The organism is Frondihabitans peucedani (assembly GCF_039537585.1).
In the GTDB taxonomy this organism is placed as follows: Bacteria; Actinomycetota; Actinomycetes; order Actinomycetales; family Microbacteriaceae; genus Frondihabitans; species Frondihabitans peucedani.
On record NZ_BAABAU010000001.1, the window covers coordinates 688,801 to 714,944 of the forward strand.

At 71.5% G+C, this 26,144-nt stretch carries 19 protein-coding genes; 2 read left to right on the forward strand and 17 right to left on the reverse strand.

From position 1 onward, the window contains the following. Nucleotides 1-5 precede the first annotated feature (5 nt). From ispG to ABD733_RS03260, 5 genes are all read right to left on the reverse strand, one after another. Complete coding sequence (gene ispG / locus ABD733_RS03240) at nucleotides 6-1,154, reverse strand: flavodoxin-dependent (E)-4-hydroxy-3-methylbut-2-enyl-diphosphate synthase (protein ID WP_344793592.1); 1,149 nt, start codon at nucleotides 1,152-1,154, stop codon at nucleotides 6-8. Between the two features lie 80 nt (nucleotides 1,155-1,234). Continuing rightward, nucleotides 1,235-2,596 (reverse strand): M50 family metallopeptidase, encoded by a 1,362-nt coding sequence (locus ABD733_RS03245; RefSeq protein WP_344793593.1) that lies wholly within the window; start codon nucleotides 2,594-2,596, stop codon nucleotides 1,235-1,237. A 70-nt stretch (nucleotides 2,597-2,666) separates the two neighbouring features. After that, entirely contained in the window at nucleotides 2,667-3,749 is a 1,083-nt protein-coding gene (locus ABD733_RS03250) for a 1-deoxy-D-xylulose-5-phosphate reductoisomerase (protein WP_344793594.1), read from the reverse strand. A gap of 30 nt (nucleotides 3,750-3,779) precedes the next feature. Continuing rightward, nucleotides 3,780-4,769 (reverse strand): FKBP-type peptidyl-prolyl cis-trans isomerase, encoded by a 990-nt coding sequence (locus ABD733_RS03255; RefSeq protein WP_344793595.1) that lies wholly within the window; start codon nucleotides 4,767-4,769, stop codon nucleotides 3,780-3,782. Nucleotides 4,770-4,817: 48 nt separating this feature from the next. Continuing rightward, nucleotides 4,818-5,309: an OsmC family protein gene (locus tag ABD733_RS03260; protein ID WP_344793596.1), complete on the reverse strand. Its 492-nt coding sequence runs from the start codon at nucleotides 5,307-5,309 to the stop codon at nucleotides 4,818-4,820. Nucleotides 5,310-5,367: 58 nt separating this feature from the next. On the opposite strand from ABD733_RS03260, the gene ABD733_RS03265 reads away from it, so the two are divergent. Next, nucleotides 5,368-6,384, forward strand: a complete 1,017-nt coding sequence (locus ABD733_RS03265; RefSeq protein ID WP_344793597.1) for an asparaginase — start codon at nucleotides 5,368-5,370, stop codon at nucleotides 6,382-6,384. Between the two features lie 47 nt (nucleotides 6,385-6,431). Here ABD733_RS03265 and ABD733_RS03270 read toward each other — a convergent pair whose 3' ends face one another. The 9 genes from ABD733_RS03270 to ABD733_RS03310 all read right to left on the reverse strand — a co-directional run bounded on the left by ABD733_RS03270 (nucleotide 6,432) and on the right by ABD733_RS03310 (nucleotide 22,812). Continuing rightward, nucleotides 6,432-7,025, reverse strand: a complete 594-nt coding sequence (locus tag ABD733_RS03270; RefSeq protein ID WP_344793598.1) for a hypothetical protein — start codon at nucleotides 7,023-7,025, stop codon at nucleotides 6,432-6,434. 91 nt (nucleotides 7,026-7,116) lie between these two features. Continuing rightward, nucleotides 7,117-9,060 carry a zinc-ribbon domain-containing protein gene (locus ABD733_RS03275; RefSeq protein WP_344793599.1) on the reverse strand — a complete coding sequence of 648 codons (1,944 nt, stop codon included), beginning with the start codon at nucleotides 9,058-9,060 and terminating at the stop codon, nucleotides 7,117-7,119. Between the two features lie 16 nt (nucleotides 9,061-9,076). Further along, the gene (locus tag ABD733_RS03280) at nucleotides 9,077-11,461 is read right to left on the reverse strand and encodes a transglutaminase TgpA family protein (protein WP_344793600.1); all 2,385 of its coding nucleotides are present in this window, start codon (nucleotides 11,459-11,461) and stop codon (nucleotides 9,077-9,079) included. Then, nucleotides 11,458-13,032 (reverse strand): DUF58 domain-containing protein, encoded by a 1,575-nt coding sequence (locus ABD733_RS03285; protein ID WP_344793601.1) that lies wholly within the window; start codon nucleotides 13,030-13,032, stop codon nucleotides 11,458-11,460. Before ABD733_RS03285 ends, ABD733_RS03280 begins: the two co-directional genes overlap by 4 nt. A 49-nt stretch (nucleotides 13,033-13,081) precedes the next feature. Then, nucleotides 13,082-14,053, reverse strand: a complete 972-nt coding sequence (locus tag ABD733_RS03290; protein WP_344793602.1) for an AAA family ATPase — start codon at nucleotides 14,051-14,053, stop codon at nucleotides 13,082-13,084. Between the two features lie 63 nt (nucleotides 14,054-14,116). Continuing rightward, complete coding sequence (locus tag ABD733_RS03295; protein WP_344793603.1) at nucleotides 14,117-19,954, reverse strand: Ig-like domain-containing protein; 5,838 nt, start codon at nucleotides 19,952-19,954, stop codon at nucleotides 14,117-14,119. Then, nucleotides 19,951-21,384 carry a serine/threonine-protein kinase gene (locus ABD733_RS03300; RefSeq protein WP_344793604.1) on the reverse strand — a complete coding sequence of 478 codons (1,434 nt, stop codon included), beginning with the start codon at nucleotides 21,382-21,384 and terminating at the stop codon, nucleotides 19,951-19,953. Before ABD733_RS03300 ends, ABD733_RS03295 begins: the two co-directional genes overlap by 4 nt. Nucleotides 21,385-21,598: 214 nt before the next feature. After that, nucleotides 21,599-22,429, reverse strand: a complete 831-nt coding sequence (locus ABD733_RS03305; protein ID WP_344793605.1) for a PP2C family protein-serine/threonine phosphatase — start codon at nucleotides 22,427-22,429, stop codon at nucleotides 21,599-21,601. Further along, nucleotides 22,426-22,812, reverse strand: coding sequence for an FHA domain-containing protein (locus ABD733_RS03310; RefSeq protein WP_344793606.1), 387 nt, complete (start codon nucleotides 22,810-22,812; stop codon nucleotides 22,426-22,428). The genes ABD733_RS03305 and ABD733_RS03310 overlap by 4 nt, the downstream gene beginning before the upstream one ends. Before the next feature lie 160 nt (nucleotides 22,813-22,972). Between ABD733_RS03310 and ABD733_RS03315 the strand changes: the two genes are divergently transcribed. Further along, entirely contained in the window at nucleotides 22,973-23,554 is a 582-nt protein-coding gene (locus tag ABD733_RS03315) for a methylated-DNA--[protein]-cysteine S-methyltransferase (RefSeq protein WP_344793607.1), read from the forward strand. Here ABD733_RS03315 and ABD733_RS03320 read toward each other — a convergent pair. The 3 genes from ABD733_RS03320 to atpD all read right to left on the reverse strand — a co-directional run bounded on the left by ABD733_RS03320 (nucleotide 23,544) and on the right by atpD (nucleotide 26,133). After that, complete coding sequence (locus ABD733_RS03320) at nucleotides 23,544-24,299, reverse strand: YaaA family protein (protein WP_344793608.1); 756 nt, start codon at nucleotides 24,297-24,299, stop codon at nucleotides 23,544-23,546. The genes ABD733_RS03315 and ABD733_RS03320 overlap by 11 nt on opposite strands. A gap of 110 nt (nucleotides 24,300-24,409) precedes the next feature. Beyond that, the gene (locus ABD733_RS03325; protein WP_344793609.1) at nucleotides 24,410-24,670 is read right to left on the reverse strand and encodes a F0F1 ATP synthase subunit epsilon; all 261 of its coding nucleotides are present in this window, start codon (nucleotides 24,668-24,670) and stop codon (nucleotides 24,410-24,412) included. Nucleotides 24,671-24,672: 2 nt separating this feature from the next. After that, the gene (gene atpD, locus ABD733_RS03330; protein WP_344793610.1) at nucleotides 24,673-26,133 is read right to left on the reverse strand and encodes a F0F1 ATP synthase subunit beta; all 1,461 of its coding nucleotides are present in this window, start codon (nucleotides 26,131-26,133) and stop codon (nucleotides 24,673-24,675) included. Between the last annotated feature and the right edge of the window lie 11 nt (nucleotides 26,134-26,144).

Consider the following 26,144-nt stretch of genomic DNA (forward strand, 5'->3'; position numbering starts at 1 on the left):
TAAGCCTAGGCGGTGACGACCTCGGGCGAGCCGACCTCGCCGGGGGGCATCTCGTCGGCGAGACGGTTGGCCTCGCGGATGAGCGTCTCGACGATCTGGTCTTCGGGGACGGTCGCGATGACCTCGCCCTTGACGAAGATCTGACCCTTGCCGTTGCCGGACGCGACACCGAGGTCGGCGTCGCGCGCCTCGCCCGGGCCGTTCACGACGCAGCCCATGACGGCGACGCGGAGCGGCACGGTCATGCCCTCGAGGCCGTCGGTCACGTCGTTGGCGAGCTTGTAGACGTCGACCTGGGCGCGGCCGCAGCTCGGGCAGGAGACGATCTCGAGCTTGCGCTCGCGCAGGTTGAGCGACTGCAGGATCTGGAGCCCCACCTTGACCTCCTCGGCCGGCGGCGCGCTCAGCGAGACGCGGATGGTGTCGCCGATGCCCTCGGAGAGCAGGATGCCGAAGGCGGTCGCGCTCTTGATCGTGCCCTGGAACGCGGGGCCCGCCTCGGTCACGCCGAGGTGGAGCGGCCAGTCGCCGCGCTCGGCGAGCAGCCGGTAGGCCTTGACCATGACGACGGGGTCGTTGTGCTTGACCGAGATCTTGAAGTCGTGGAAGTCGTGCTCCTCGAAGAGGCTGGCCTCCCAGACCGCGCTCTCGACGAGCGCCTCGGGCGTTGCCTTGCCGTACTTCTGCATGAGGCTCGGCTCGAGGGAGCCGGCGTTGACGCCGATCCTGATCGAGACGCCCGCGGCCTTGGCGGCCGCCGCGATCTTGCCGACCTGGTCGTCGAACTTGCGGATGTTGCCCGGGTTGACCCGCACCGCGGCGCAGCCGGCGTCGATCGCGGCGTAGACGTAGTTGGGCTGGAAGTGGATGTCGGCGATCACCGGGATGTTGCTCTTCTTGGCGATGATCGGCAGCGCCTCGGCGTCGTCGCGGCTCGGCACGGCGACGCGGACGATGTCGCAGCCCGAGGCGGTGAGCTCGGCGATCTGCTGGAGGGTCGCGTTGATGTTCGTCGTGGGGGTCGTGCACATCGACTGGACGCTGACGGGAGCGTCACCGCCGACGAGCACCTTGCCGACCTTGATCTGACGCGACTTGCGACGCGGAGCAAGGGTTTCGGGGATTCTGGGCATTCCGAGATTGACTGCAGGCACGTGCTCATCGTAAGCCTCAGCTGCTGGATGCAGGGTGACTCGCGTCACGGCCTCAGCCGTTGTTCAGCAGACCGTCTCGTTCAGCCCACCTTGACGGGGTTGACGATGTCGGCGTAGATAAGCAGCAGGCTCATGGCGCCCAGCACTGTCACGACGACGAAGGTCAGCGGGATGACCTTGGCCGTGTCGACCGGCCCCGGATCGGGCCTGCCGAGGAGCCTCGCGACGAAGCGCCGCACGCCCTCGATGACCGCGCCGGCCACGTGACCGCCGTCGAGGGGCATCAGCGGGATCAGGTTGAAGACGAACAGCGCGACGTTGAGCGACGCGAGGAGACCCACCAGGTAGCCGGCACGGTCGAGGACGGGGACGGAGTTCAGGGTGGCGACCTCCCCCGCCATCCTGCCGACGCCGACGACGCTCACGGGACCGTTCGCATCGCGGGTCCCTCCGCCGAAGGCCGCCTGGGCGACCCCGACGAGCCGCTCGGGCAGGTGCCAGATGAGGGTCGCGACGCTGGCGACGTTCGAACCGACGGCGGGCAGGACCGCGGAGACCGGCTGCTGGACCCGCGCGTACGCCGAGCCGATGCCGACGAAGCCGACCTCCTCGGTCGCTCTCGTTCCGGACGAGTCGGTGACGATGTTCCCGGCGGCGTCGGTGACGTACCGCTTGGTCAGGAGCGGGGTGACCTCCAGGGTGAGGCGCTGGTGGCCGCGCAGGACGACGACGTCGAGCTTCTCGCCGGCCGACTTCTGGATGATCGCGGTCGACTGGTCCCAGCTGGAGACCCTCGTGCCGTCGATCGAGACGATCTCGTCGCGAGGCTGGAGGCCGGCGGCGGCTCCCGGGGACTGCGTCGCCCCGGCCGGGCAGGTGGTCGAGGTGGAGCCGGCGGGGAGGACGCACTCCGAGACGCTGCCGACCGTCGTCGTCGCCTGCTGGACGCCGAAGCCGCAGAGGACGACGCCGAACAGGACGATCGCGATGAGGAGGTTCATGACCGGGCCGCCGAGCATGATGACGACGCGCTTCGGGACGGCGAGACGGTAGAAGGTGCGCTGCTCCTCCCCCTCGTCGACGGTCTCGGCGCTGGCGGTGCGCGCGTCCTGGACGAGCGTCTGGAACATCCCGGTCGTGGCCGTGCGCCCCGCGCTGACGCGACCGCCGACGGCGTCCTCCGCGACCTCGGCTGTTTTCTGCGGGGGGAACATGCCCGACATCGAGATGTAGCCGCCGAGCGGGATCGCCTTGACGCCGTACTCGGTCTCGCCCTTCTTCCGCGAGAAGATCGTCGGCCCGAAGCCGATCATGTACTGGCCGACCTTGACGCCGAACGCCTTCGCCGGGACGAGGTGACCGATCTCGTGCAGGCCGATCGACAGCACCAGACCGACGACGACGATCAGGATGCCCAGGAGATAGAGCAGGACGGTTTCCACGTCGTCACAGTACGGGACCGAGTCAGTGAACGGGATGGAAGCGGGCGCTTCGGGGTGTTGACGGCCCGGGTCAGCCGGCCAGCAGCCGGTCGGCCTCGGCCCGCGCCCAGCGCTCGGCCTCGAGCACGCCCTCGAGGGTGAGCGCGTCGGAGCCCGGCGAGTGGGCGTCGACGACGGCGCGGATGGTGTCGAGGATGTCGAGGTACCCGATCCTGCCCGCGTGGAAGGCGAGCACGGCCTGCTCGTTCGCCGCATTGAAGACGGCGGGGTAGGTCGACCCGGCGGCCCCGACCTCCTTGGCGAGGGCGACGGACGGGAAGGCCTCGCCGTCGAGGGGCTCGAAGGTCCAGGTCTGCGACGTCGTCCAGTCGAGCGGCACGCCGACGCCCGGGACGCGATCGGGCCAGGACAGCCCGAGCGAGATGGGGAGCCGCATGTCGGGCGGGGACGCCTGCGCGATCGTCGACCCGTCGACGAACTCGACCATGGAGTGAACGATCGACTGCGGGTGGACGGTCACCTCGATCCGCTCGTAGTCGATGTCGAAGAGCAGGTGCGCCTCGATCACCTCGAGGCCCTTGTTGACCAGGGTCGACGAGTTGGTGGTGACGACGAGGCCCATGTCCCAGGTCGGGTGCGCGAGGGCCTCGCGCGGGGTGACGTCTCGGAGCGACTCCCTGGCGCGCCCGCGGAACGGGCCCCCGGATGCCGTGAGAACCAGGCGACGGACCTCCGAGGCGGTGCCCGAGCGGAGCGCCTGGGCGATCGCGGAGTGCTCCGAGTCGACCGGGACGAGCTGCCCGGGCGAGACGCGCTGCTTCACCAGGTCGCCGCCGACGATCAGGCTCTCCTTGTTGGCCAGCGCGAGGGTCGCACCCGATTCGAGCGCCGCGAGGGTCGGGCCGAGCCCGACGGAGCCGGTGATGCCGTTCAACACGACGTCGGTCTCGACGTCGCGCACCAGGGCGACCGACTCGTCGGTGCCGAGGGCCGTGTGCTCCACGGAGAAGCGCGCCGCCTGCTCGCCGAGGAGGTCGGCGTTCGAGCCTGCGGACAGACCGACGACGGTGAACAGGTCGGGGTTCTTCTCGATCACGTCGAGGGCCTGCACGCCGATGGAGCCGGTGGAACCGAGAACGGTGATGCGTCGCATGGTGTCAGGCTAGCGTCACGGCCCGTCGGGTCAGCTCGTGGCGAGGATGTCGATCACGAAGACCAGCGTGTCGGTGCCCTTGATCCCCGCGGTGTCGTTGCCCGCGGTGCCGTAGCCGTCGGCGGGCGGCAGGATCGCGACGACCTGCGAGCCGACGGTCTGCCCGACGAGCGCCTTCTTGAAGCCGGCGACGACCTTGTCGGTGGAGAACGTCGTGGGGCCGGAGCCCCAGCTCTGGTCGAAGACCTCGCCGGTCCGCCACAGCGTGCCCTGGTACTGGACGGTCACCGAGCCGCCTGCCGCGATCCTCGCTCCCGAGCCCTTCTTCAGGACCTCGAGCTGGAACGTCTTCGGCGCGGTCTCGTCGGGGATCGTGATCGTGGGCTTGCCGTCGCTCGCGAGCTTCACCGCCGGGAAGCCCGACTTCGGCGCCACCGGCGTGCCGGTCGCCTTGGTCGGGACCGGTGCCAGCAGGTCGAGCACGATCACGAGGTCGTCGCCCGAGGCGACACCGAACGACTCGGAGCCGTTGCTCCCGAACATGTCGGACGCGTCGGCGACTGTGACGGTGCGCGAGCCGATGGGAGCGCACCGCATCGCCTTCACGAGCCCGGGCAGGTAGAGCTTGTCGCTCACCGTGAACTGGGCGGCGTCCATGCCCTTGTAGCCCGCGCTGGTGACCTTCTTGCCGGTCTCGGCGTCGTAGATGGTGAAGGCCACGTCGAGGAGGGTGCCGTCGACGGCCTTCCTGCCGGAGCCCTGGATCGCCGTGGACCGCTCGGTCTTCGTGACGGTGAGGCCCTTGGTGAACGTCACCACCGGCTCCGCGTCGAGGGCTCCGGACACCGAGACGGCCTTCGACTTGGCGCCCGCCGCGGGAGCCGAGCAGGACGCTGCGCCCGAGGTGGACGTGGCCGACGGGGTGCTCTCGCCGTCGGACGAGCCGGACGTGCATCCTGCGAGGGCGACCGCGAGCAGCGGGACGAGAGCGAGGGACGCGAGGGAGAGAGGTCGGCGCATCGAGGACTTCCGGATCGGGGGCAGGGCGCTCCCAGTGTCGCCGACGAATCAGGCCGGTTGCTGGACGCCGGCCTCCACGACCAGGACCGTCGGCTCGTGCTCGACGGGGAAGTTGACCGACGAGGCGATGAAGCACTTCGCGGAGGCGTCGCTGTGGAGAGCCAGCGCCCGCTCGCGCATCGACTCGTCGGCGACGGTCACTCGCGGCCGCAGGATCACTCCGGTGAAGTGACCGCCGCCGTCGCCCGTCTGGACCATGGTGCCGACCGCGTCGTCCTCGTAGGCCGTGACGACCACTCCGGCGTCGGAGCAGACGTAGAGGTAGCTCAGGAGGTGGCACTGCGAGAGGGCCCCGAGCAGCATCTCCTCGGGGTTCCAGCGGTCGGCGTCGCCGCGGAACGGCCGGTCGGCGGAGCCGAGGATGTCGCTCTTGCCCTCGACCGAGAGCACGTGGTCGCGGCCGTACGAGCGGTAGTCGACCGTGCCGCGGCCCCGGGCTCCCGTCCAGACCGTGCGAAGGGCGTAGTGGTGGTCGAACATGGGGCGGCTCCCTGTCGGTGGTGGGGCGAACGGTCGTCCAATCGTTACACTCCCCCATGTGAACGACCAGCCGCAGGCCCCTCTCTCTGGAACGACCCGACACCCGCTGGAGGTCGACGGCTCGGTCGAGCTCGCGGTGCTCACCCGCTCCGGCATGGCCGAGAGCCGCCACATGGGCGCGGCAGCGGTCGTCGGCCCGGACGGCGCCCTCCTCCGGTCGGTCGGCGACGTGGCCGCCTCGATCTACCCGCGCTCGTGCCTCAAGCCCTTCCAGGCGCTCACCGTCCTGCGCTCCGGCGTCCGGCTGGACGGCGTGCAGGCCGTCCTGGCGACCGCTAGTCACGCCGGAACTGCCGAGCACCAGGGCGTCGTCCGCGCCATGCTCGCGAGGATCGACCGGACGGAGGACGACCTCCTCTGCCCGCCCGACTGGCCCTTCGACCGGGAGACCGCCCGTCGAGCCGTGGAGAAGCGCCGGATCACAATGAACTGCAGCGGCAAGCACGCGGCGTTCCTCCTGGCGTGCGCCGAGAACGGCTGGGACCACGCGACGTACGACGATTTCGACCACCCGCTGCAGCGGGCCGCGCGGTCGACGGTCGCCGAGCACGTCGGTGAGGACATCGACCAGACGGGCGTCGACGGGTGCGGCGCCCCGGTGTTCGCGGTGACCCTCCGCGGTCTCGCTCGCGGGATCGCGCGCCTGACCGGCTCCGCCTCGACCGACGAGGACGCCGACGCCGGGCACCTCGTCCGCGCGGTCCTCGCCGACCCGTGGGCCCTCGACGGCCACGGGCGTGCCAACACGGTCACCATCGAGGAGCTCGGCCTCCTGGCGAAGCTCGGCGCCGAGGGCGTCATGGTGATGGGGACGACCGACGGCGTCGCGGTGGCCGTGAAGGTGCTCGACGGCAACATCCGGGCGGGCACGCTGGCGGCGCTCCACCTGCTCGTGGACGAGGGCGTCGTGGAGCGCGAGGCGGCCGACCGGGTTCTCGACCGGACGCTCGAGCGGATCACCGGGGGCGGCGTCCTCGTCGGCGGAATCTCGGCGGGAGCCGGGCTGGTCGCCTGACGACCGTCGGCGCCGTCTCGACCAGCGGCGCCAGGGCCGAGCCCCCATCAGTCGAGGGCCGGCTCGACGGGGATCCACCGGTCGCCGGTGTGCGACGCGGACCGGAGCTGTGCCGACCCGTCCGGCGCGAACCACAGCTCGGTGAGGGCCCCGACGACGGGAGCCCCCTCTGCCCGGCAGGATGCCAGGAGCCAGAGCGCGCGGGAGCGCGAGCGGACCGTGACGAGGCGACCGGAGTCGATCCTGCGCTCGTCGACCGCGAGTCGGTCGGGTGGGAGCCGCCGCATCGCGCGGCGCAGCAGTCCGTCGAGCACGACGTCGGTGAGGGCGCGCGGGCCGAGGACGCGGATCGTCGCCGGAGGCCGGACCACGAGCGGCAGGCGCTCGTGGCGGCGAATGTCGCGCTCCCCCGCCACGCGGACACCGCTGTCGACCGCGCCGCGCGCGACGACGAGTGCGCCGTCCGAGAGGAGCCGGTCGACCTCGCGCTGGAGCTCGCGCCGCTCCGACTCGAGGGCCGCTCGGAGGTCGGCCTCGAACTCGGCGGTGTCGCGCCCGAAGCGGCGCGCGGAGGTGCCCCTCAGCCAGACGGGGCGACGACTCGGGACAGGAGGGACCGGACGGTGGAGGGGGAAGTGCATGCCTCCATCTCAGCCGCCCCGGTCGCGCGTGGCGACCGGGCCGAGCCGACCTGTGGACGAACGGACGCCTCCGCGCGCCTGGGGAGGAGCGTCAGTTGACGATGAAGAACTGCTCGCCGATCTCGACGCGCGACCCGCGCGGCACCCGGACCCGCTTGCCGGGCTCGACGCGTCGCGCCTGCTCCGAGGGAGGACGGACGACCGACCCGTTGCCCGACCAGCGGTCGGACACCCAGAGGAGGCCGTCGTCCTGGCCGAACTCCAGGTGCGTCTTCGACACCGAGCGGCCCGGGTCGACGATCCTCACCAGGAGGTCGATGGCCTCCCCGGGCTGCGGCGTCGGAGCCCGGCCTACGAGGCCGGTGCCCTGCACGGTGAAGCTCTCGCCCGTGCTGAACTGCAGGACGAAGGGCTCCCCGAGGGGCTGCCGGCGGACGATGCGGGTGCTCTCGACGTCGTCGGCCGGGGCGCCGAGGTTGATCGCCCACGGGGCGGCAGGGCGGTCGACGACCGGCGCCGGTGGCAGCGGAGCGACGACCGGATCGGCCCTCTCCGCCTCGGCCTCGACGGGAGTCGCCGCGAGGGGACGGGGTGCCGCCGGCTCGGGGTGCTCGTCGACGGACGGCACGGGAACCTGATCGGCTCGCACGGGCGGGGCGGCGGCCGAGGCGCCGCTGCTCGCGGCCGGCTCGGGTGCACTCTCGTCCGAGGGCGGCATCGGCGGCACGGGACCCTGGGCGCTCGAGGCTTCGGGGCGCGCATCCGCCGAGTCCGCGTCGGTCGCCGAGGGCGCCGACCACAGCTTCGGAGCCTCCGGGGCGGCGCGGCGCCCGAAGAGACGGCGCCTCTTGACCTTCGGCTTCTCGGGCTCCGCGACGAACGGCGGCAGCGCCGGCTCGGCCACGACCGGCGTGGGCGCGAGGGGTGCGGGGCGCGGGGTGGAGACGGCGGGCGCAGGATCCTCCTCGGTCTCGGCGCTCCCGGTGTTCGACGCGTCATCCTGCCCGTCTGCCGACGTCGTCGTCGTCGATGCTGCCGGAGCCCCCTGCGGAGGGACGACCCCGGTCAGGATCGGAGTGATCGGTCCGGTGAACGACTGGGCCACGGACTGCACGACCGTGCCGCACTCTCCGCAGAAGATGTCGTCGTCGGCGAGCGGGGCGCCACACACGGTGCAGTGGAGACGTCCGTCGGACAGGACGGCACCCGGAGCGACCAGCGGCGGGATCACGTTCGTGTCGCCGGGCTGGGGCTCTGCCTGCTCGACGGGGCTGGCGGCGTCGGCGGCGCGAGCGTCTGCGTCTGTGTCTGCGTCTGCGTCTGCGTCCGGTACTGCCAGGGGCGCCGCTGTCGACGCCTCGGCGGTCTCTGGCTTCGAGGTCTCTGGCTCGACGGCATCCGCCTCCCGCTCGGCCGCATCGGCCTCCCGCTCGGAGTCGGTGATGGGCGTCAGCGAGGCCGTCCACAGCGGCACCGACGTCGGTCGGCCGGTCCCGGTGCCGGTGCCGGAGAAGGCTCCCGGCGGACGGAGGGCAGGGGCCTCGGCCGCGGCCGGAGGTGCGGTCGGCACGGCCGGAGGTGCGGTCGGCGCAGGAGCCGCAGCTCGCACCGAAGCGATCGTCTCCTCGTCGGGGGTGTCGTCGGCAGCAGGCTCCGGAGCGGCCTCCGGATGGGCTCGCTCGTCGGGATCCTGCTCGACGGCCCTCTCTCCGGTCGGCTCGGCGGATCCGTCGGCCACCCACCACGGGGTGCCCGCGGGGACGGCCGCGGCAGGAGGTCGGCGGAGCGACCAGGCAGCACCAGCGTCCGCGTCGGCAGCAGCACTCTCGTCGGCATCCACGTCCACGTTCTCGCGCGCAGTCCCGGGCGCGGAGCCGCCAGCCGGAGCGGACGAGACCGGCTCAGCGAGGCCTTCCTCTCGGCTCTCCCGCTCGCGGCGGAAGGCCGCCCAGTCGGCGCTCGAGATCGCGCGCCCGCACTGGCCGCAGAACATGGCGCCGTCGGGGAGGGGGCTCGAGCAGGTGGGGCAGTGCATGGCTTGTGGTGGTCCTCTAACGCTTGGGGGGCTTCCGGCCATGGTATCCACGGAGGGAACGGGTCGAGACCTGCGCCTTGAACCGCTGCCAGCGCGTCAGGCCTCGATCGAGCTGGCTCCGCATCTCGCCGACGGCCTTCCACACCCGGTCGGCGTCGCCCGGATCCGTCGACTCCGGGGCGAAGACGCTCCGGTCGACGACGCGCGCGAGGACACCGGCGCGGGAGCCGCCGACGGCAGCTGCGACCTCGGTCCGGGTCGCCGTCTCCGGGGTGTCGATGCCGTGGTCGAGCACGCTGTCGCGGAACTCGTCCCAGCCGCCGGTCATCCTGCGGCTGGCGTCTCGAGCCCGGCGGCGACGGATCCTGCGCCGGATCTTCAGGGCGACGATCGCGAGGAACGGCGCCATGACGATGCCGGCGACGAGGGCGACCCAGCCGGCGATCCTCGCTGCGGCGACCAGGACTGCGATCCAGGCGGGCGAGTCGGGCGCGTTGTCCTGCTGACTCTGCGGCTGGCTCTGGTCGTTCCTCGGGTCGGTCTCCTGCGGCGGCGGCTGGATCACCGACTGCGGGCGGGAGACCGTGTTCTCGTCGTTCTTCGTGACATCGGGGATCTTGCGCGGTGTCGGGTTCGGATCGAGCGTGACCCAGCCGAACTGCGCGGTGTCGACCTCGATCATCGCCGTGATGTCGGAACCGCGGAACGTCGTGGTCGATCCTGTCGAGTCGTCCGACCGGAAGCCGAGGACGACGCGCGAAGGGAAGCCGAGCTGATCGGCCATCAGCGCGCCGGCGGCCGCGTACTGCTCGGCGTCGCCGACCATGAGCTTGTCGGTGAAGAGCTGGGTCAGACGGTCGGCGCCGTGGCCCGAGCGGCTGACCGGCTCGTCGTCTCCGACACCGTGGCTCACGTAGCCCTGGGCCCGCATCCCCGCCAGCGCCGCCTGGAGGCGCGCGCCCTGACCGCTGACGCCGTCGACGTAGCCCTCGAGCGTCGATCGGAGGGCGGCGGGGATGTTCGACGGGGTCGGCACCGATGCCGTGCCGGGGGTGAGCCCGGCCAGCTCGGACCTCGTCGGCTGCCTGGGCTCGACGGCCTGCAGTCGGTACGAGACGCCGCGGCCGACACCGCCGACGACGGCCGCCGTGCCGGTCGTGTCGTTGTAGAAGAACGAGTCGCGGTAGGTCGACGCGTCGGCCCCGGAGAAGTCGACGGTCTCGAGCTTCCCGACGGTCGGCAGCCACACCCCGGAGTAACCGTCGACGCTCACGTCGACACTGGTCTGCGTGCCCCGGACCTTCGACTGGTCGTAGGAGGTCGGCACCCGGGTGAAGGTGCCGGAGGCCTCCGACACGCGATCGCTGCCGACGGTGAAGTCGACCCCGTCGTAGGTGTCGAGCGTCGCGATGCGGAGGAGGTCGCCCGTCGGGAGGCCGGTGACCGTGAGCTGCGCGCGATCGACGGCGGGGCTCTGCTCGTAGGCGCGGAAGCCGCTGAGCGGGCTGACGTAGTCGCGCGGATCGAACGGCTTCACGATCGCGTCGCGGGCCACCCAGCGGTGCGCGCCCGGGGCCAGGACCGTCGTCGCCACGGCCGAGAACGCCGCCGCGACGAGGAGGGTGGCCAGGGAGCCGGCGACGGCCCGGACGGCGACGGCGCGATTGCCGGAGCGGTGCGTGCCGGCGGCGACCGCTCCGGTGCCGCGCGTCAATCTCAGGAGGCGGTCGATCGCGATCCTGCGCCGCCGGAGGCGCCACCACACGATCCAGAGCACGCTCCCCGCCAGGAGCAGGAGCCCGGCGACGATCGGCAGCGCCGCCTCGGCCGGGCCGAAGACGATGCCCGCGACGAAGAGGACGACCGGCGGCACGAGGGCGAGCTCGGCGCGCCGACTGCGGAGGGCCGTGCTGAGCCCGACGACCGTGCCGACCAGCACGAGGACGAAGGCGGGCACGAGCAGCGCCTGATAGGCCCCGACGGGCAGGGTGATCGTCAACAGCTGCTTCCAGCCGAGCGCCACCCCGCCGACGAGCTCGCGGAGGCCGTCGAGCGTCGGCAGCACCCCGTAGAGCGCCTGGCTGGGCACGGCGAGTGCGGTGCCGAACAGGGCGAAGGCGACGACGGTGAGCAGCAGGATCCAGAAGCTCGACAACCGCAGGAACACCCCGGCCAGGGCGATGGCCGATCCGATCACGACGGTCGCCGCGATCAGGACGAGGAACGCGGTGCTCCGGTAGACGGGCCAGAAGGGCACGGCACCGAGCGCCATGAGGACGAAGAACGCGCCCGACTGCGCCAGGGCGAACGGCACCCGGATGCGGCTCCGAGACGACCGCGGCCGGAGCGCCTGCCGCGGAGCGCCCTGGACCGAGCGCGGAGCCTGCCCGAGCGCCGTCACGACGACACCGATTTCGCCAGCGACTTCTGCAGGTCTTCCAGATAGCCGACGGTCAGGATCGTCATGTCGGCGACGCGCCGCATGCCGGGCACGGTGTCGGGGTCGCACACGATGGCGACCGCCTCGACGCCCGGGGGGAACGCTGCTGCCGCAGCGCGGAGGCGGGTGATCCCCGTGGTCGAGCCGACGACGAGGAAGGCGACCGAGATGCCGGAGACCTGCTCGCCGGTCACGCGGGCGACGTCGGTGATGCCGAGGGCCGACTCGTCGTAGGTGACGACGGCGAGCTCGTCGAGGAGCCTCACGCGGCTGATGGTGCTGAGCGACTTGACCGCGAGCGTCTTGCGCTTGGCGAAGGCGGGGGTGCTCTCGCTGACGACCACGGAGACCTCACGGGCGTCGCGGATCGCGCGGACCCCGAGCGAGGCGGCGACGCTCACCGCGAGCTCGAACTCGTCCTCCGTCGCGAAGTCGGCGTTCGCGAGGCTCAGCGCGATGACGATGTGGCTGCGGCGGGTCTCCTCGAACTGCCTCACGAGGTACTCCCCCGCGCGGGCCGACGACTTCCAGTGGATGTGACGGCGCTCGTCGCCCGGCACGTACTGCCGGAGCGCGTGGAACGAGATGTCGCTCGAGGACAGGTCGCGGGTCGGATTGCCCTCGAGGTCGCGGATGAGCCCGGTGCTGGTGGACGGGATCCCGATGGTGCGCGGGTGCACGAAGAGCTCGACGACGTCGGTCCACTCGAGCTCGCGGCGCACCAGGCCGATCGGGTCGCCGCGGACGGTCCGGACCGGACCCACCGGGACCACGCCGCGCCGGTCGGTCGGGACGGCGAAGGAGTCGTCGATGGAGTCGCCCCCGCGGAGACCGGGCAGGCTGATCTCGGCCAGCCCCTGGCCGACCGGGATCTCGACGGTGACGCCGAGGATGCGGCGCCTGGTCGGATTCGACACCGTCACCCGGCCGACGGCCGACTCGCCGACCGCAACGCGACGGTGCGGGAGGTCGAGATCGATGGTGAAGGCGCTGCGTCCGACCGCGTAGAGCGCCGCCAGGCAGAGCAGGACGACGACGGCGAAGCCGACCGCGACGAGTTCGACCCAGCCCAGCAGGTACCCGGCCACGAGGCTCGCCGGCGCGAGGACCAGCAGCACCCAGCCGACGCTGGTGATGACACTGGAGGCGGCTCGGACAGCACGCCCGACGATCCGCCTGAGCGACCGCCAGGTGCGGACCAGGACGATGACCAGGTCGGCCGTGAACCCGGTCCGGTCACCGACGATCCTGGTGCGGGCGTTGGTGAGCCCCTCGGTGCCGGTGCCGTACTGGGCGTCCGTCGTCGCGCCCCGCACGCGCCCGGCGGTCCGGGACGTGGCACCGCGAGCGACGACGGGGCTCGACTCCCGCGACGCCGCGCCTCGCGCGCTCGGGCGGGTCTGGGTGCGACCGGTTGCGGCCGCGCGACCCCGGGAGCCGCGGGTCTTCTCGTCCTGCGCGGTCGGAGTCGCGGTCGGCGTCGGCGTCTGCTTCGGCGTCTGCTTCGAAGGAGGCGGGGTCGGCGATCTCATCTCGGACGCCGGGGCGCCCTGAGGCGGGAGGGGCCGGGGACGCGCAGGATCACGCCGACACCCGTTCCGCAGGGGGCGCGATCTCGATGAGCAGCTGGCTCACGATGCTCGACGGAGTGACCCCGTCGAACTCCGCCTCGGGGTCGAGGACGATGCGGTGCGCGAGGACCGGCTCGGCGAGCAGCTTGACGTCGTCGGGGGTGACGTAGTGGCGGCCGGTCGAGGCGGCGTAGGTCTTGGCGACGCGGACCAGGGCGAGCGCCCCGCGAACGCTCACGCCGAGCCGGACCTCCGGAGCCGTCCGGGTCGCCTCGACGATCCGGGCGACGTAGTCGGCCACGACGGGGTCGACGTGGACCGTCCGGGCGAGACGCGACATCTCGGTGACGACGCCGGCCTCGACGATCGGCGTGAGGGAGCCCTCGTGCACCCTCGTCGCAGAGCCCTCGAGGATGCGGAGGGTCGCAGCGTGGTCGGGGTAGCCGATCGAGGTCTTCATCAGGAACCGGTCGAGCTGGGCCTCGGGCAGCCGGTACGTGCCCGCCTGCTCGATCGGGTTCTGCGTCGCGATCACCATGAACGGCGCGTCGACCGGGTGGCTCACGCCGTCGACGGTGACCCGGGACTCCTCCATGACCTCGAGGAGCGCCGACTGCGTCTTCGGGCTCGCCCGGTTGATCTCGTCGGCGAGGACGATGTTCGCGAAGACCGGCCCCGGGTGGAACTCGAACTCGGCCGACTTCTGGTCGTAGATGCTGACGCCCGTGATGTCGCCGGGGAGGAGGTCGGGGGTGAACTGGATGCGGCTGCTCCGCCCCTGGACCGTCTGCGCGAGGGCGCGGGCGAGCGAGGTCTTGCCGGTGCCCGGGAAGTCCTCGAGGAGCAGGTGGCCCTCGCTGAGCAGCGCGGTGAACGAGAGCTTGATGACGAACGACTTGCCGAGCAGGATCCGATCGACGTTGCCGACCAGGCGCGCGAAGATGTCGGCGAACCAGGTGGCCTGCTCGGGCGTCATGCTCATTGTCGTGGCGTCTCTCTGAGTGGGTGCGGCTGGTCGGTCGAGGGGGCGGGGGCGGTCGGCTGCTCAGTTGCCGAGCAGCGACGGCGTGTAGGTCGTCTCGTAAGTCTGCCCGCCATTCGCGGTGACCCGGATCAGCAGCCTCGGCCCGTCGACCAGGTTGGGGCCCGTCGCCGTGCACGAGGAGGCCGGCGTCGTGGTGAGCTCTCCGTCGCCGCACTGGTAGGCGACGCCGGTGTAGCCCGAGCCCTGGGGCAGCGTGAACGTCCACGTCCCGGTGCGCTGGAGCGCGGTGCCGTCGTCCGGCTGGTCTTTGTACTGGGCCCCGGCATCGGTGTCGACGGGCGTGACCGGGTCGAGCGTGAGGGCTGGCCCGCAGAAGGAGTCGCTCGTGTCGCGGCACCCGCGGAAGGAGTAGGTCTGCTGGGAGCCGTAGACGGCCGCGTTCTGCGCGCTCGTGAGGAGGTCGCCCGACTTCACGGGCTGCCAGGCGCCGCCCGCGACCTTGAACTCGTACGCCTGAGCCGTGCCGTTCGCGACCGAGAGCGCGCCGACCTTCACGTCGTGGTGGAAGTCGTCGGACTGCACGATGCTGACGCTCGCCGTCGCCTGGCCCGGCGCCTTCAGCACCTGGATGCCGTCGGACTTCGACGTCGTGCAGAAGAGGCCGTTGTCGGCGTAGACGAAGTACGTGTACGAGCGGCCGTCCTGGGCGTGAAGATCAACTCCATTGGGATCGAGATCGATCGCGTCGGGCTTCGACGTCGGCGAGCAGGCGGGCGACGAGGCGCCGGCTCCGTCGAGTCGGGCGACCGTGTACGAGACGGAGGGCGCACCGGCAGGATCGCTCGCGGTGTGCGTCACCTGGACGTTGCCGCTCGAGCCGACCAGCGACGCCGTGACGGAGACCCCGGACGGCGTCCCGACGGCCGTGCCCGACGCCGAGGCGCTTCGAGCCCAGTCGGCCGTGCTCGAGACCTGCGCGGAGTTGACCGCGTAGACCTGCGCCGAGTACTGGCCTCCGGCGGTGAGGCCGCCGACGGTGACGCTCGTCCCGGAGACGCTCTGCGTGCCGGGGGCGCCCGATCCTGCCATCTCGACGACATAGCCGGTGACGGCCGTGCCGCGAGCGGGCTTCGGGACGGCGTTCCAGCTGACGACGAGCGTGTTCGGCGAGGTCGTCGAGGGCGTGAGGGCGACGCCGGTGGGTGCGGCAGGCACGAAGTCGGCGCTGTAGGGGATGCTCGCCGGGCTCGACGCCGAGGCGCCGACGGCATTGACCGCCTGGACGGTGAAGCGGTATTGAGCGCCCGGGTCGAGGTCGGTGAGGGTGCAGACGGTCGACGTTCCGCAGTCTCTCGTGTACGAGCCCGCGCTCGACGTGCCGGTGAGACGGTACGAGGTGATCGGCGAGTTGTTGGCGACCGGCGCCTGGTACGCCAGGGTCAGCTGGCCGCCGACGAACGTGCCCGACCGGATGGGGGCGGCCGGTGCCGCAGGGACGTCCTGCACCGAGATCGTGACGTCTCCCCAGACGTAGCGCGAGGGATCGTCGGTGACGTCGGCGATCTGGTACTGCAGGTGCGTGTCGACGGGCTTCGCCGACGCCGCGACGCGGACCGACAGCCGGCTCTTGTCGGCGCTCGGCGTGACCGAGACGCCGGCCGGTAGTGAGGCTCCCCCGAGACCGCGGATCGCCACGACCCGGAGCGGCTGCCCGGGGAACGGATTGGTGGCCTCGTCGTTCGCCAGCACGTTCACCGTCGTCGTGGTGCCGCGGCGCGTCACGGCGGAGTCGGCCGCCGCGATGGCCAGGGGCCGCGTCGACCCCACGACGGAGAGCGTGATCCTGCCCGACTGCGGAGGCGAGGTCGCGTCGCGCACGGTCAGACCGATCGTGGCGGTCGCGTTCTTCGCGGCGTCGGTGTTCGCGTGGACGGTGAGCTTCTGGCCGGAGACCTGGGCGGTGAACCCCGACGTGTCGGGGGTGGAGATCGCGTAGCGGAGCTGCCCGACATCGGCCGGGTAGTTGTACGTCGTCAGGCGGGTGAGGTCGAGGGTCCGGGTGTCGCCCGGCTCCAGATCGAGGGCCGTGCCGTTGAAGATCGGCGGCTGATTGGCTCGCGCCGTGACGGTGATCGGCAGGACGAGGGTGGCGGTGTGGCCCTTCGGATCGGTCGCCGAGGTCCCGTCGGTCACCTGGAACGAGATCGAGGCCTGGCCGTAGAAGGCGGCTGCCGAGGTGAAGCGGAGCGTCGTCGCGTCGACGACGAGATCGGACCCGTCGGCGTGGGTCGCGCGGACCGTGCCGCTGTCGGTCAGTCGGACGCCGTCGGCCCCGGTCGAGACGACGTACTTGTTGAGGTCGATGGTCAGCGGCTTCTCGCTGGCCACGGTCAGGGCCGGGGCGCCCTCTTTGATCTGCGGGAGGGCGTCGTCGAAGCCGGGGACGCGGATGAAGGCGTAGGCCCGGATCGACGGGTCGTCGGGGTGGGACACGTAGAACGGGATGATCTGGCTGGAGTCGGTGATCGTGACCCGGATCCGGTGCCTGCTCGTGACCACGGCCGACTTCTCGTAGCCCGGCTGCACGCCGAGGCCCAGGGTCGACACGTCGCCGTCGGGGTAGAAGACGTTGGCGAGGACGTTGACGTCGACCGTCTTGCGACCGAGGACGTCGGTCAGGGTGAGCGTGCTGTCGGAGGCCTCGGGGTAGTTGAGCTCGGCCTTCGGATCGACCTTCACGGTGATGAAGTTCGAGCTGCTGCCGCCGACGGCGTTGCTGATCGTGTAGACGAGGCCGTAGGTCTTCGAGCGCTTCGGCGGGGTGACGCGCACCACCCCGTCGGCGAGGATCTGAGCCGTGACGTCACGGTCGTTCGGCTTCACCGCGGTCACCCGGAGGGCGCCGCCGTCGGGGTCGGAGTCGTTGGCGAGGACGCGCACGAGGATGCTGCCGCCGGGCCGCATCGTCACGGAGTCGGCCACGGCGATCGGGTTCCGCGACCCCTCGGCGCGGGCGGCGATGCCGATCCTGACGGTCCCGGTCGCGCGGGCGCCCAGGCCGTCGACGACCGTGTACGTGAAGGTGTCGGTGCCGGCCGAGTAGCTGCCTGCTTCGTAGTCGATGTAGGTGGTGCCGACCCGGGTGACGTTGCCCTTCTCCGGGTTGGAGTCGACGCCGAGCAGTTGCACCGAGTCGCCGTCGGGGTCGATGTCGTCGAGCGGCACCTGGACGCGGACGCTCTGCCCGGCCACCACGCGCGCGGTGAGGGTCTGCGGTACCGGCGGGTTGTCGGTGGCCGAGTCGGCCTCGCGGACCGAGATGCTGACCTGCGCGGTCGCCCGCTGACCGTCGGGGCCCTCGATGGCGTACTCCGCCGTGAAGTTGCCGGGGGTCTTCGGGGCGAGGTACCGCAGCTGCGATCCGGAGACGAAGAGGAGCCCGCCTCCGGAGGAGACGTTCTTCACCAGGGTCGGCTCGAGCGTGATGTCCTCGCCGTCGGGCTGCGAGTCGTTCGCGAGGACGTCGATGTCGATCGCGTCGCCGACCCGCGCCGTCACCTGGTCGTTCGTGGCGATCGGGGGCTGGAGGCGCGCGGGCCTCGGGATCTGGACGACGGTCACCGACCCCTGCGCGGAGGCGAGGCCGTTGGTGACGGTGTAGGTGAACGAGACGGGCCCGTCGTCGAGCGGCGCCGTCAGCGTGATCCGGAGGTAGCGCTGCTCGACGGTCTGCACCTGGACGCCGCTCGCGGGGTCGAGGGCGCTCGTCGACGTCACCATCAGGACGTTGCCCGCCGGGTCGAAGGCGTTGGCCGTGATGTCGACGGTCTGCGTGCTGAGACTCTGCACGAACACCGTCTTGGGCGTCGTGATCGGAGCCGTGTTGGGCTCGGGCGCGGCCTGCACGTCGACGCGGATCGTCCCCGTCGCGGTCTTGTCGCCGTCGGTCACCGTGTACTCGAGGAAGTGCGGCCCCACGGTCGAGCTCTGGAACGTGAAGCTCCCGGCGGCGTAGTTCGGCGTGATCGTCGCCCCCTGCTTCGCCGGGACGCTGTTGAGCTTGATCGCGCCCGTGCCGCCGGAGGCGTACTGCAGCGGACTGATGGTCGTCACCTCGCCCTGGTAGGCCTCGACCGGGAACGAGTCGGCCTTGAGCGGCACGTCGCCGCCCGCGTCGACGGTGATCGTCAGGATGCCGCGCCCCACGGCGGTCCCGTCAGAGACCGTCAGGACGATCTCCTGGGTGGACGGCCCCTTGCCGCTGTCCTGGTAGACCACCTCGCCGGTGGGCTTGTAGGTGACCGTGCCGCCGTCCGCTCCGGACGCCCCGGTCAGGTAGAAGGGATCGCCGTCGGGGTCGACCCACGCGCCGAGTGTGTCCACCGTCACGCGTCCGGACGATGAGACGACGGCGCGCTGGGCCCGGACCTGCTGAGGCGGGCTGTTCGCACCCGGCTGACGCACCGAGACGGTCACCTTCGCGGTCGCGGTCCCGCCCCGGCCGTCGGAGATCGAGTACTCGAACACGATCGCGCCCGACGCCGTGGCCCCCAGCGTGAGCAGGAGCTGCTGCCGGTTCTGCACGACGTCGACACGACCGGCACCGGCAGCGAGCCCGGTCACCTTCGTGATGACGATCGGGTCGCCGTTCGGGTCGTAGTCGTTGAGGAGGACCGGCAGGATCGTGGCGCGGCCGGGCCTCGCCCCCATCACGTCGTCGACGGCGACCGGCGGCTTCTGCTGCACCTCGAGCTTCTGCGGCTCGTCGTTCGTCTTGGTCGGCTCCTCCTGCGGCGTCTTCTCATCGGTGATGAGGTCGCTCCAGTTGTCGATGAGCTGGCCGCCCCGCTGGACCGCCCAGGTCTTGCCGCCCGAGACGTCGTTCAGGACGACGTGAGACCGGTTGACCGCGAAGGTCAGCTCGGCCGACGCGGGCATCGACGGGAGCCTCGTCAGCCGGTCGCCGGAGGCGCAGTCGCTCCACGCGGTGCCGTCGGCCCAAGCCGCGTACCCGCAGGCGCCGACCGTCGTGGGCCGGGCGGCAGTGCCGTCGCGCCCCTGCACGCGCTCGGTGACGGCGCCGCCGAACGACACGGACAGGAGCCCGGACGACGAGGCGACCATCACCGACGAGCCCTGGTCGGACGACTGCTGCAGGGCCAGGCGCCCCCGCGTCTGCCCCGAGAGGTCGACGCGGTGCCCGTCGACCACGAGGAGCCCGCTGCGGGTGTCGAGGACGGCCCAGTGCGAGCCGACGGTCGCCACCTGGAACGTGTCGGCCTTGGGCAGCTTGAGGCGCTCGGTGGACGTCACGCCGAACTGCGCCACGTCGTCGACCCTGGTCACCTCGCCGCTGTCGGCGGAGTAGGCGACGAGCGTGCCGGAGGGGGTCAGCCCCGTGGTCACGTCGGCGCCGAGGCTCAGCTCGGCCTGGGAGGAGGCGTCGAAGCCGTCGAGCGCGCCCACGGACGAGCTCCAGAACTCGCCCGTCTTGCCCGAGACGACGACCGCCGTGTCGCCTGCGAGGAGCACGTCGGGGTCGTTCGGCGGAAGCGGCACGGTCTGCGCCACGGCCGCCGTGGCCGTGTCGACGACACCGACGGTGGCGTTGCTCCGGTCGAGCAGCAGCACGTGGGCGGCATCCTGCACGACGGAGAGGTCGGCGCCCGTGCTCCGGACCGCCGAGTTGAGCTCGAGGACCGCCGGGTTGGCGCGCCCGATCGCCGTGAGGGAGTCGTTGGCGACCCAGACGGTGCCGTCGTCGAGGTCGAGCCGCTGCGCCTGGTAGCCCGAGCTGGTGAGCCCGATCGCGGCGACCACGACAGCGATGACGAGGGCGCTGAGCCCGGTCGCCGCCAGCGAGCGGTGGGCGAGGAGCCAGCGGAGGAACCGGGTCACCGGGCCGCCTTGGCCGAGGCGCACTTCTCGGCGCTCACCGGCCCCGTCTTGCCCGAGCGGTTGACCGCGACGGTGATGCAGACCTGCTGGCCGGTGCCCGCCGGAGCCAGGAAGCTCGTCGACGTCTGCGTGCTGGAGTCGGTGCCGGAGGTGACGACGTAGGTGTCGCCCGAGCGGATGCCTGGGTCGTTCCAGCTGAACCGGACCGACGAGCCCGTCGTGACGGCCTGGACGTTGCTGACCCGCGGGATGTCGTTCGAGGTGGCCCGGACGAGGAACAGCGTCGCGATGCCGCCGAGCGCGAGGACGACGACAGTCGCCGCGATGAGCGCCCAGGCGAGGTACTGCACCTTCTTGGGGCCGCGGGCCTCCGGCCGGGTGCCGGTCGAGCGAGGGATCGCGTTGCTGTTGCGCACCTGGGCGGCGAGCGGCGTGCTCGTCAGCGCTCCGCCCGCGGGACGGCGGCGGCGGCGGCGGTTCGCTCCGCCGACGGGGAGACCCTCGGCGCCCCGGATCCTGGTGCGGTCTTCGAGGTCGGCGACCGTGGCGAGGGCCCAGTCGTCGACCGCGACCTCGATCGGGGTCTGCGCGACGCCCAGCTCGGACTCGGCCTGCTGGAGCTCGCGGACCAGCTCGAGCACGCTCTCGTGACGGTCGTCGGCCCGACGCGACATGGACCGCGCCAGGGTGGCCTCGAGCCCCGGGGGCACGTCGGTGCGGCCGATGGGCTGCAGCCTGCCCTTCTCGATCCTGGTCATCAGGTCGTTCGAGGTGTTCGGGCCGCCGAGCACCTCGAAGGGGCTGCGGCCGGCCAGGAGCGAGTACACGGTGGCGCCGAGCGACCAGACCTCGCTCGCGACGGTGCCGGAGGTGTCGTCGCGGAGCACCTCGGGCGCCGACCACGGGATGGAGAGGCCCACGACCTCGCTCGGCTCGCTCTCGCCGAGGGTCGCGGCGATGCCGAAGTCGGACAGCACCGGGTGGCCGTACGCGGTCGTCAGGATGTTCGACGGCTTGATGTCGCGGTGGAGCACGCCCTGGCGGTGCGCCGTCTCGATGGCGCTGCCGATCTTGACGCCGATGCGGAGCACGTCGGCGACCGGGATGCGCTCGCGCCGGTACCTCTCGCTGAGCGAGGCCGAGCAGAGCTCCATGACCAGGTAGGGCCGGCCGTCGGCGGAGACGCTGGCCTGGTAGACGGTCAGGATCGAAGGGTGCGCGCTCAGCTGCGCCATCAGGTTCGCCTCGGCCTGGAACATCTGCCGGACCTGGTCGTTGACGACCTCGCTGAGCATCACCTTGACGGCGACCTGCCGACGGGGCATGTTCTGCTCGTACAGGAAGACGTCGGCGAAGCCGCCCGATCCGAGCACGTTCAGGTGCGAGAACCCGGGCAGCACCGGGGGTTGCGACGGCAGGCGTCGTGCCATGTCGCCCCCTCAGAAGCCGTTGTCGGGAGCGTCTTCGGCGCTTCCGTTGATTTGCCGATCGGTGTCATTGTAAGCGGAGACCCCCCTGGCCCGACTTGGCGGAGGGCCGGAATGGGGACAACTCGGGGTCCCCCATTTCGGGGGGCGGAGAGACGCCTCCCGGCCTGTGGAAAGCTGCGGGGCCGAGCGCCTGGACGGCCGCCGGGACGAGCTCTCAGCCGCGCGCCGTGGGGCCGGTCGGCAGCGTCTCCTCGACATCGACGGGCTCCGACGAGCCGCGGACGTCCACGACGACGGCCGTCACGTTGTCGCGGCCGCCGGCCGCCACCGCCGCCGTCACGAGTGCCGTCGCAGCAGCCTCGGTGTCGGCGTTCGCCGCGAGGAGCGTCGCGATGGCGCGCGCGTTCATCTCCTTCGTAAGACCGTCCGAGCACACGAGCAGACGGAGGCCCGGTCGGGCCGGCACGCGCCAGTAGTCCGGGCTCGGCTCGGCACCGAATCCGATCGCCTTCGTGATGACGTTGCTGTCGGGGTGGTTCTCGGCGTCGTCCGGGTGGAGCATGCCGGCCTGGACCATCTCCTGGACGACCGAGTGGTCGACCGTGACCTGCCGGAGGACGCCCGAGTCGAGCATGTAGACGCGCGAGTCGCCCACGTTGAAGATGGTGAAGTAGGGCGTCTCGCCCTCCTTGGTCAGGATCGCCCCGGTCACCGTGGTGCCGACCCCGAGCTCCGTCCCGACCGCGGCGACCTCGATGTCGTCGGTGGCCTCGCGGAGCGCCTCCTCGAGAGCGTCCGTGTCGAAGAACTCGCCGGTGGCGGCCTCGTCGAGCCGCGTGACGACCGCGTCGCTGGCGACATCGCCCGCGCTGTGGCCGCCCATCCCGTCGGCGACGACGAAGAGCGGAGACCGGGCCACGAAGCTGTCCTCGTTGTGCGCCCGCCGCAGGCCGACGTCGGTGACGCCCGCCCAGTCGAGGCTGACGACGGAGCCGTCGCCGAGGGTGATGGTGTGCGCGGTCGTCGCACGGCCGATCTGGGTCACGGGAGTGGTTCTTCCTGGGGAGTGATGCGCGAAAAGGGCAGGATCTCGAGACGGTTGCCGTCGCCTATGTCAACTATCGTGCCCGCGAGCACGACGATCGACTCGCCTTGCCGAAGAGACACAGGTTGTCGCCCCGGAATGGTCACGCGAGTGCCGTTCGTCGACCGGAGGTCGGTGACGACGACGGCGCTCCCCTCCTGGCGGATCTCGACGTGGGTCGCTGAGACCTCTGCTCGCGGCGACGAGACGACCGTGAGCCGAGGCGGGACGCCTGTGACGACGCGGGGCGCCGTGGGTCGGCGGCCGATGACGAGAGGGACCTCGAGACTCAGGATGCTCGTACCGAGACCCACGCGGTGGTACCGGGGAGGAGACCCTGCCATGCTCGCACCTCTCTCGCTGCCGACCCGCGCGACGACTGACGTCCACGCTACCAAGCAGGGTGCGCGCGCCTGTCCTCCCCAGGCCGGTGCGCCGGGGCAGTTCTCCACCGGTCCCCCGCCGGGACGCCCGAGGCCGCTCCGGCCCGCCTATCTTCGCCGCATGACACTCACGCCGGTCCCCACCACCACCGTCTCGTCGACGACCACGGTCTCGTCCACCACGACGGTGTCGCCAACGCCCGTCGTCTCCCCTCCGGGATCGGGCATCGCCCGCTACGACTCGCCGATCGGCCGCCTCGAGATCGAGACGCGCGCCGACCGCATCGTCCGGCTCGACATCGAGCGCCGCGGCCGCCTGCCAGGCGACGAGCAGCCCGAGAGCCCGACGCCGCTGCACGACGAGGCGCGGCGGCAGCTCGACGACTACTTCCGCCACCGCCGACGCCGATTCGAGCTGCCGCTGGCGATGGCCGGCACCCCGTTCCAAGACGCGGTGTGGGCGCGCCTCGCCGAGGTGCCCTGGGGCATCGCGACCAGCTACGGCGAGCTCGCCGACCTCACGGGCAGGTCTCTCGGTGCGAGAGCCGTGGGCGGCGCCATCCGGGCCAACCGGATCGCCCTCCTCGTGCCCTGCCACCGCGTCCTCGGCGCAGCGCGGCGCATCACCGGCTACAGCCCGGGCGACGGCGTCGCGACCAAGAGGTGGCTCCTCCGGCACGAGGGTATCGACTTCAGTGAGTGAGGTCGAGGACGCTCTCGGAGACGACGACGAGCTCCGTGCCCTCGGGCTCGACCATCATGCCCTCCGCCCGAGCCCAGACGACGAAGTCGTCGACCGTCGACAGCTCCGGGCGGGCAGCGAGCAGTCGGGCCACGATCACGCCCTTCGTCTTCTTGTTGAAGTGGTTGAGAGCGCGTCGGCGTCCGCCGTCGTCCGAGACGACCCGGACGTAGGCACTGCCGGCCGGTGCTGGGCCGAGCTCCACGTACCCCTCGCTCCGCAGGTCGACGATCGCCCCGCGGTCGCTCAGCGCGCGGCTGATCGGCCTCGGCCACACCGCCTTCAGCGGCAGGTCGGGCAGACGGGAGTCGTGCGACAGCCGGTAGGCCGGGATCCTGTCCGCTGCCCCGACGATCCCGAAGAGAGCGGAGTGGATCGCGAGGTGAGCACCCGCCCACGACGCCTCGTCCTCCGAGAGCTCGGAGGCCCGGATCGGATCGAAGGCGACGCCGGTGTAGCGCTGGAGTGCCGACAGCGTGGGCGACGTCCGGAGCGCCCGGTTGCGGTCGACCTCGGAGCGGAGGCGCGGCCCGAGCCGGAGGGCGGCCATCGACGCGTCGACGTCGCGACTCAGGCGCACCAGAGCGGCGGCGACCCGGCGGCGCGACCGGTCGAGCGACGGGAACGACAGCGAGGCGAGGTCGAGAGACGACCCGTCGTCGCCGCCGTCGCGCTTCGTCTCGGAGGGCGGCAGGAGGAACAGCATGGCAGGACTCCGTCGGCTCCGCGGGGCCCGCGGAGAGAGAGAAGACCGCCCGCGATCCTGGGCGGTGAGCGCAGGATGCGGGCGGTCGGGTAGAGCAGGGAGGTGCCGGATCAGGCCAGGGCGGCGTTCCGCGACACGATGGTGACCGTGTCGTTCTCGACCGAGAGGAAGCCGTCTTCGGCCGTCGCCTCGACGGTCGTGCCATCGCTCTGACGCACGCGCACCTGACCGGAGGCGAGGATCGCCAGCACGGGCTCGTGCCCGGGCAGGATGCCGATCTCGCCCTCGGTGGTGCGAGCGGTGACCTGCGCCGCCTCGCCCGTCCAGACCTGCTGGTCGGCCGAGACGACGTTGACCGTGAGAGCAGCCATGATCAGCCGTTCTCCTTCTGGATCTGAGCCCACTTCTCTTCGACGTCGGAGATGGAGCCGACGTTGAAGAAGGCCTGCGTGGCGACGTGGTCGAACTCGCCGTCGGCGATGGCCGTGAACGACTCGATGGTGTCTTTCAGCGGAACGGTCGAGCCCTCGACGCCGGTGAACTTCTTCGCCATGTAGGTGTTCTGCGAGAGGAACTGCTGGATGCGACGCGCGCGGGCGACGGTGATCTTGTCCTCTTCGGAGAGCTCGTCGACACCGAGGATGGCGATGATCTCCTGGAGCTCCTTGTTCTTCTGGAGGATCGCCTTGACGCGGATCGCCGTGTTGTAGTGGTCCTCGCCCAGGTAGCGCGGGTCGAGGATGCGGCTCGTCGAGGTCAGCGGGTCGACCGCGGGGTAGAGACCCTGCGACGCGATCTCGCGGGAGAGCTCGGTCGTGGCGTCGAGGTGCGCGAACGTCGTGGCCGGGGCCGGGTCGGTGTAGTCGTCAGCGGGCACGTAGATGGCCTGCAGCGACGTGATCGAGTGCCCGCGGGTCGACGTGATGCGCTCCTGGAGGATGCCCATCTCGTCGGCGAGGTTCGGCTGGTAGCCCACGGCGGAGGGCATGCGCCCCAGCAGCGTGGAGACCTCGGAGCCGGCCTGCGTGAAGCGGAAGATGTTGTCGATGAAGAGCAGGACGTCCTGCTTCTGCACGTCGCGGAAGTACTCCGCCATCGTCAGCGCCGACAGAGCCACCCGGAGGCGCGTCCCCGGCGGCTCGTCCATCTGGCCGAAGACGAGGGCGGTCTTGTCGAAGACGCCCGCCTCCTCCATCTCCATGATGAGGTCGTTGCCCTCGCGCGTGCGCTCACCGACACCGGCGAACACCGAGACACCGCCGTGGTCCTGCGCGACGCGCTGGATCATCTCCTGGATGAGGACGGTCTTGCCGACGCCCGCACCGCCGAACAGGCCGATCTTGCCGCCCTGCACGTACGGGGTGAGGAGGTCGATGACCTTGATGCCGGTCTCGAAGAGCTGCGTCTTCGACTCGAGCTGGTCGAAGGCCGGCGGCTGGCGGTGGATCGGCCAGCGCTCGGTGATCTCGATCTTCTCGCCGGGCTCGCCGTTGAGGACGTCGCCCGTGACGTTGAAGACCTTGCCCTTGGTGACGTCGCCGACCGGGACCGAGATCGGTGCGCCGGTGTCGGTGACCTCCTGGCCGCGGACGAGACCGTCGGTCGGCTTCAGGGCGATGGCGCGGACGAGGTCGTCGCCGAGGTGCTGAGCGACCTCGAGGACGAGGTCGACGCTCTGGTCGCCGATCTGGATGCTCGTCTTGAGGGCGTTGTAGACGCCGGGGATGGCGTCGTGGGGGAACTCGATGTCGACCACGGGACCCGTGACGCGAGCGATGCGCCCGACGCCGGGAGCCGGCTCTACAGCGACTGGCGCGGTAGCGGTGTCAGTCATTGGCTTCTCTC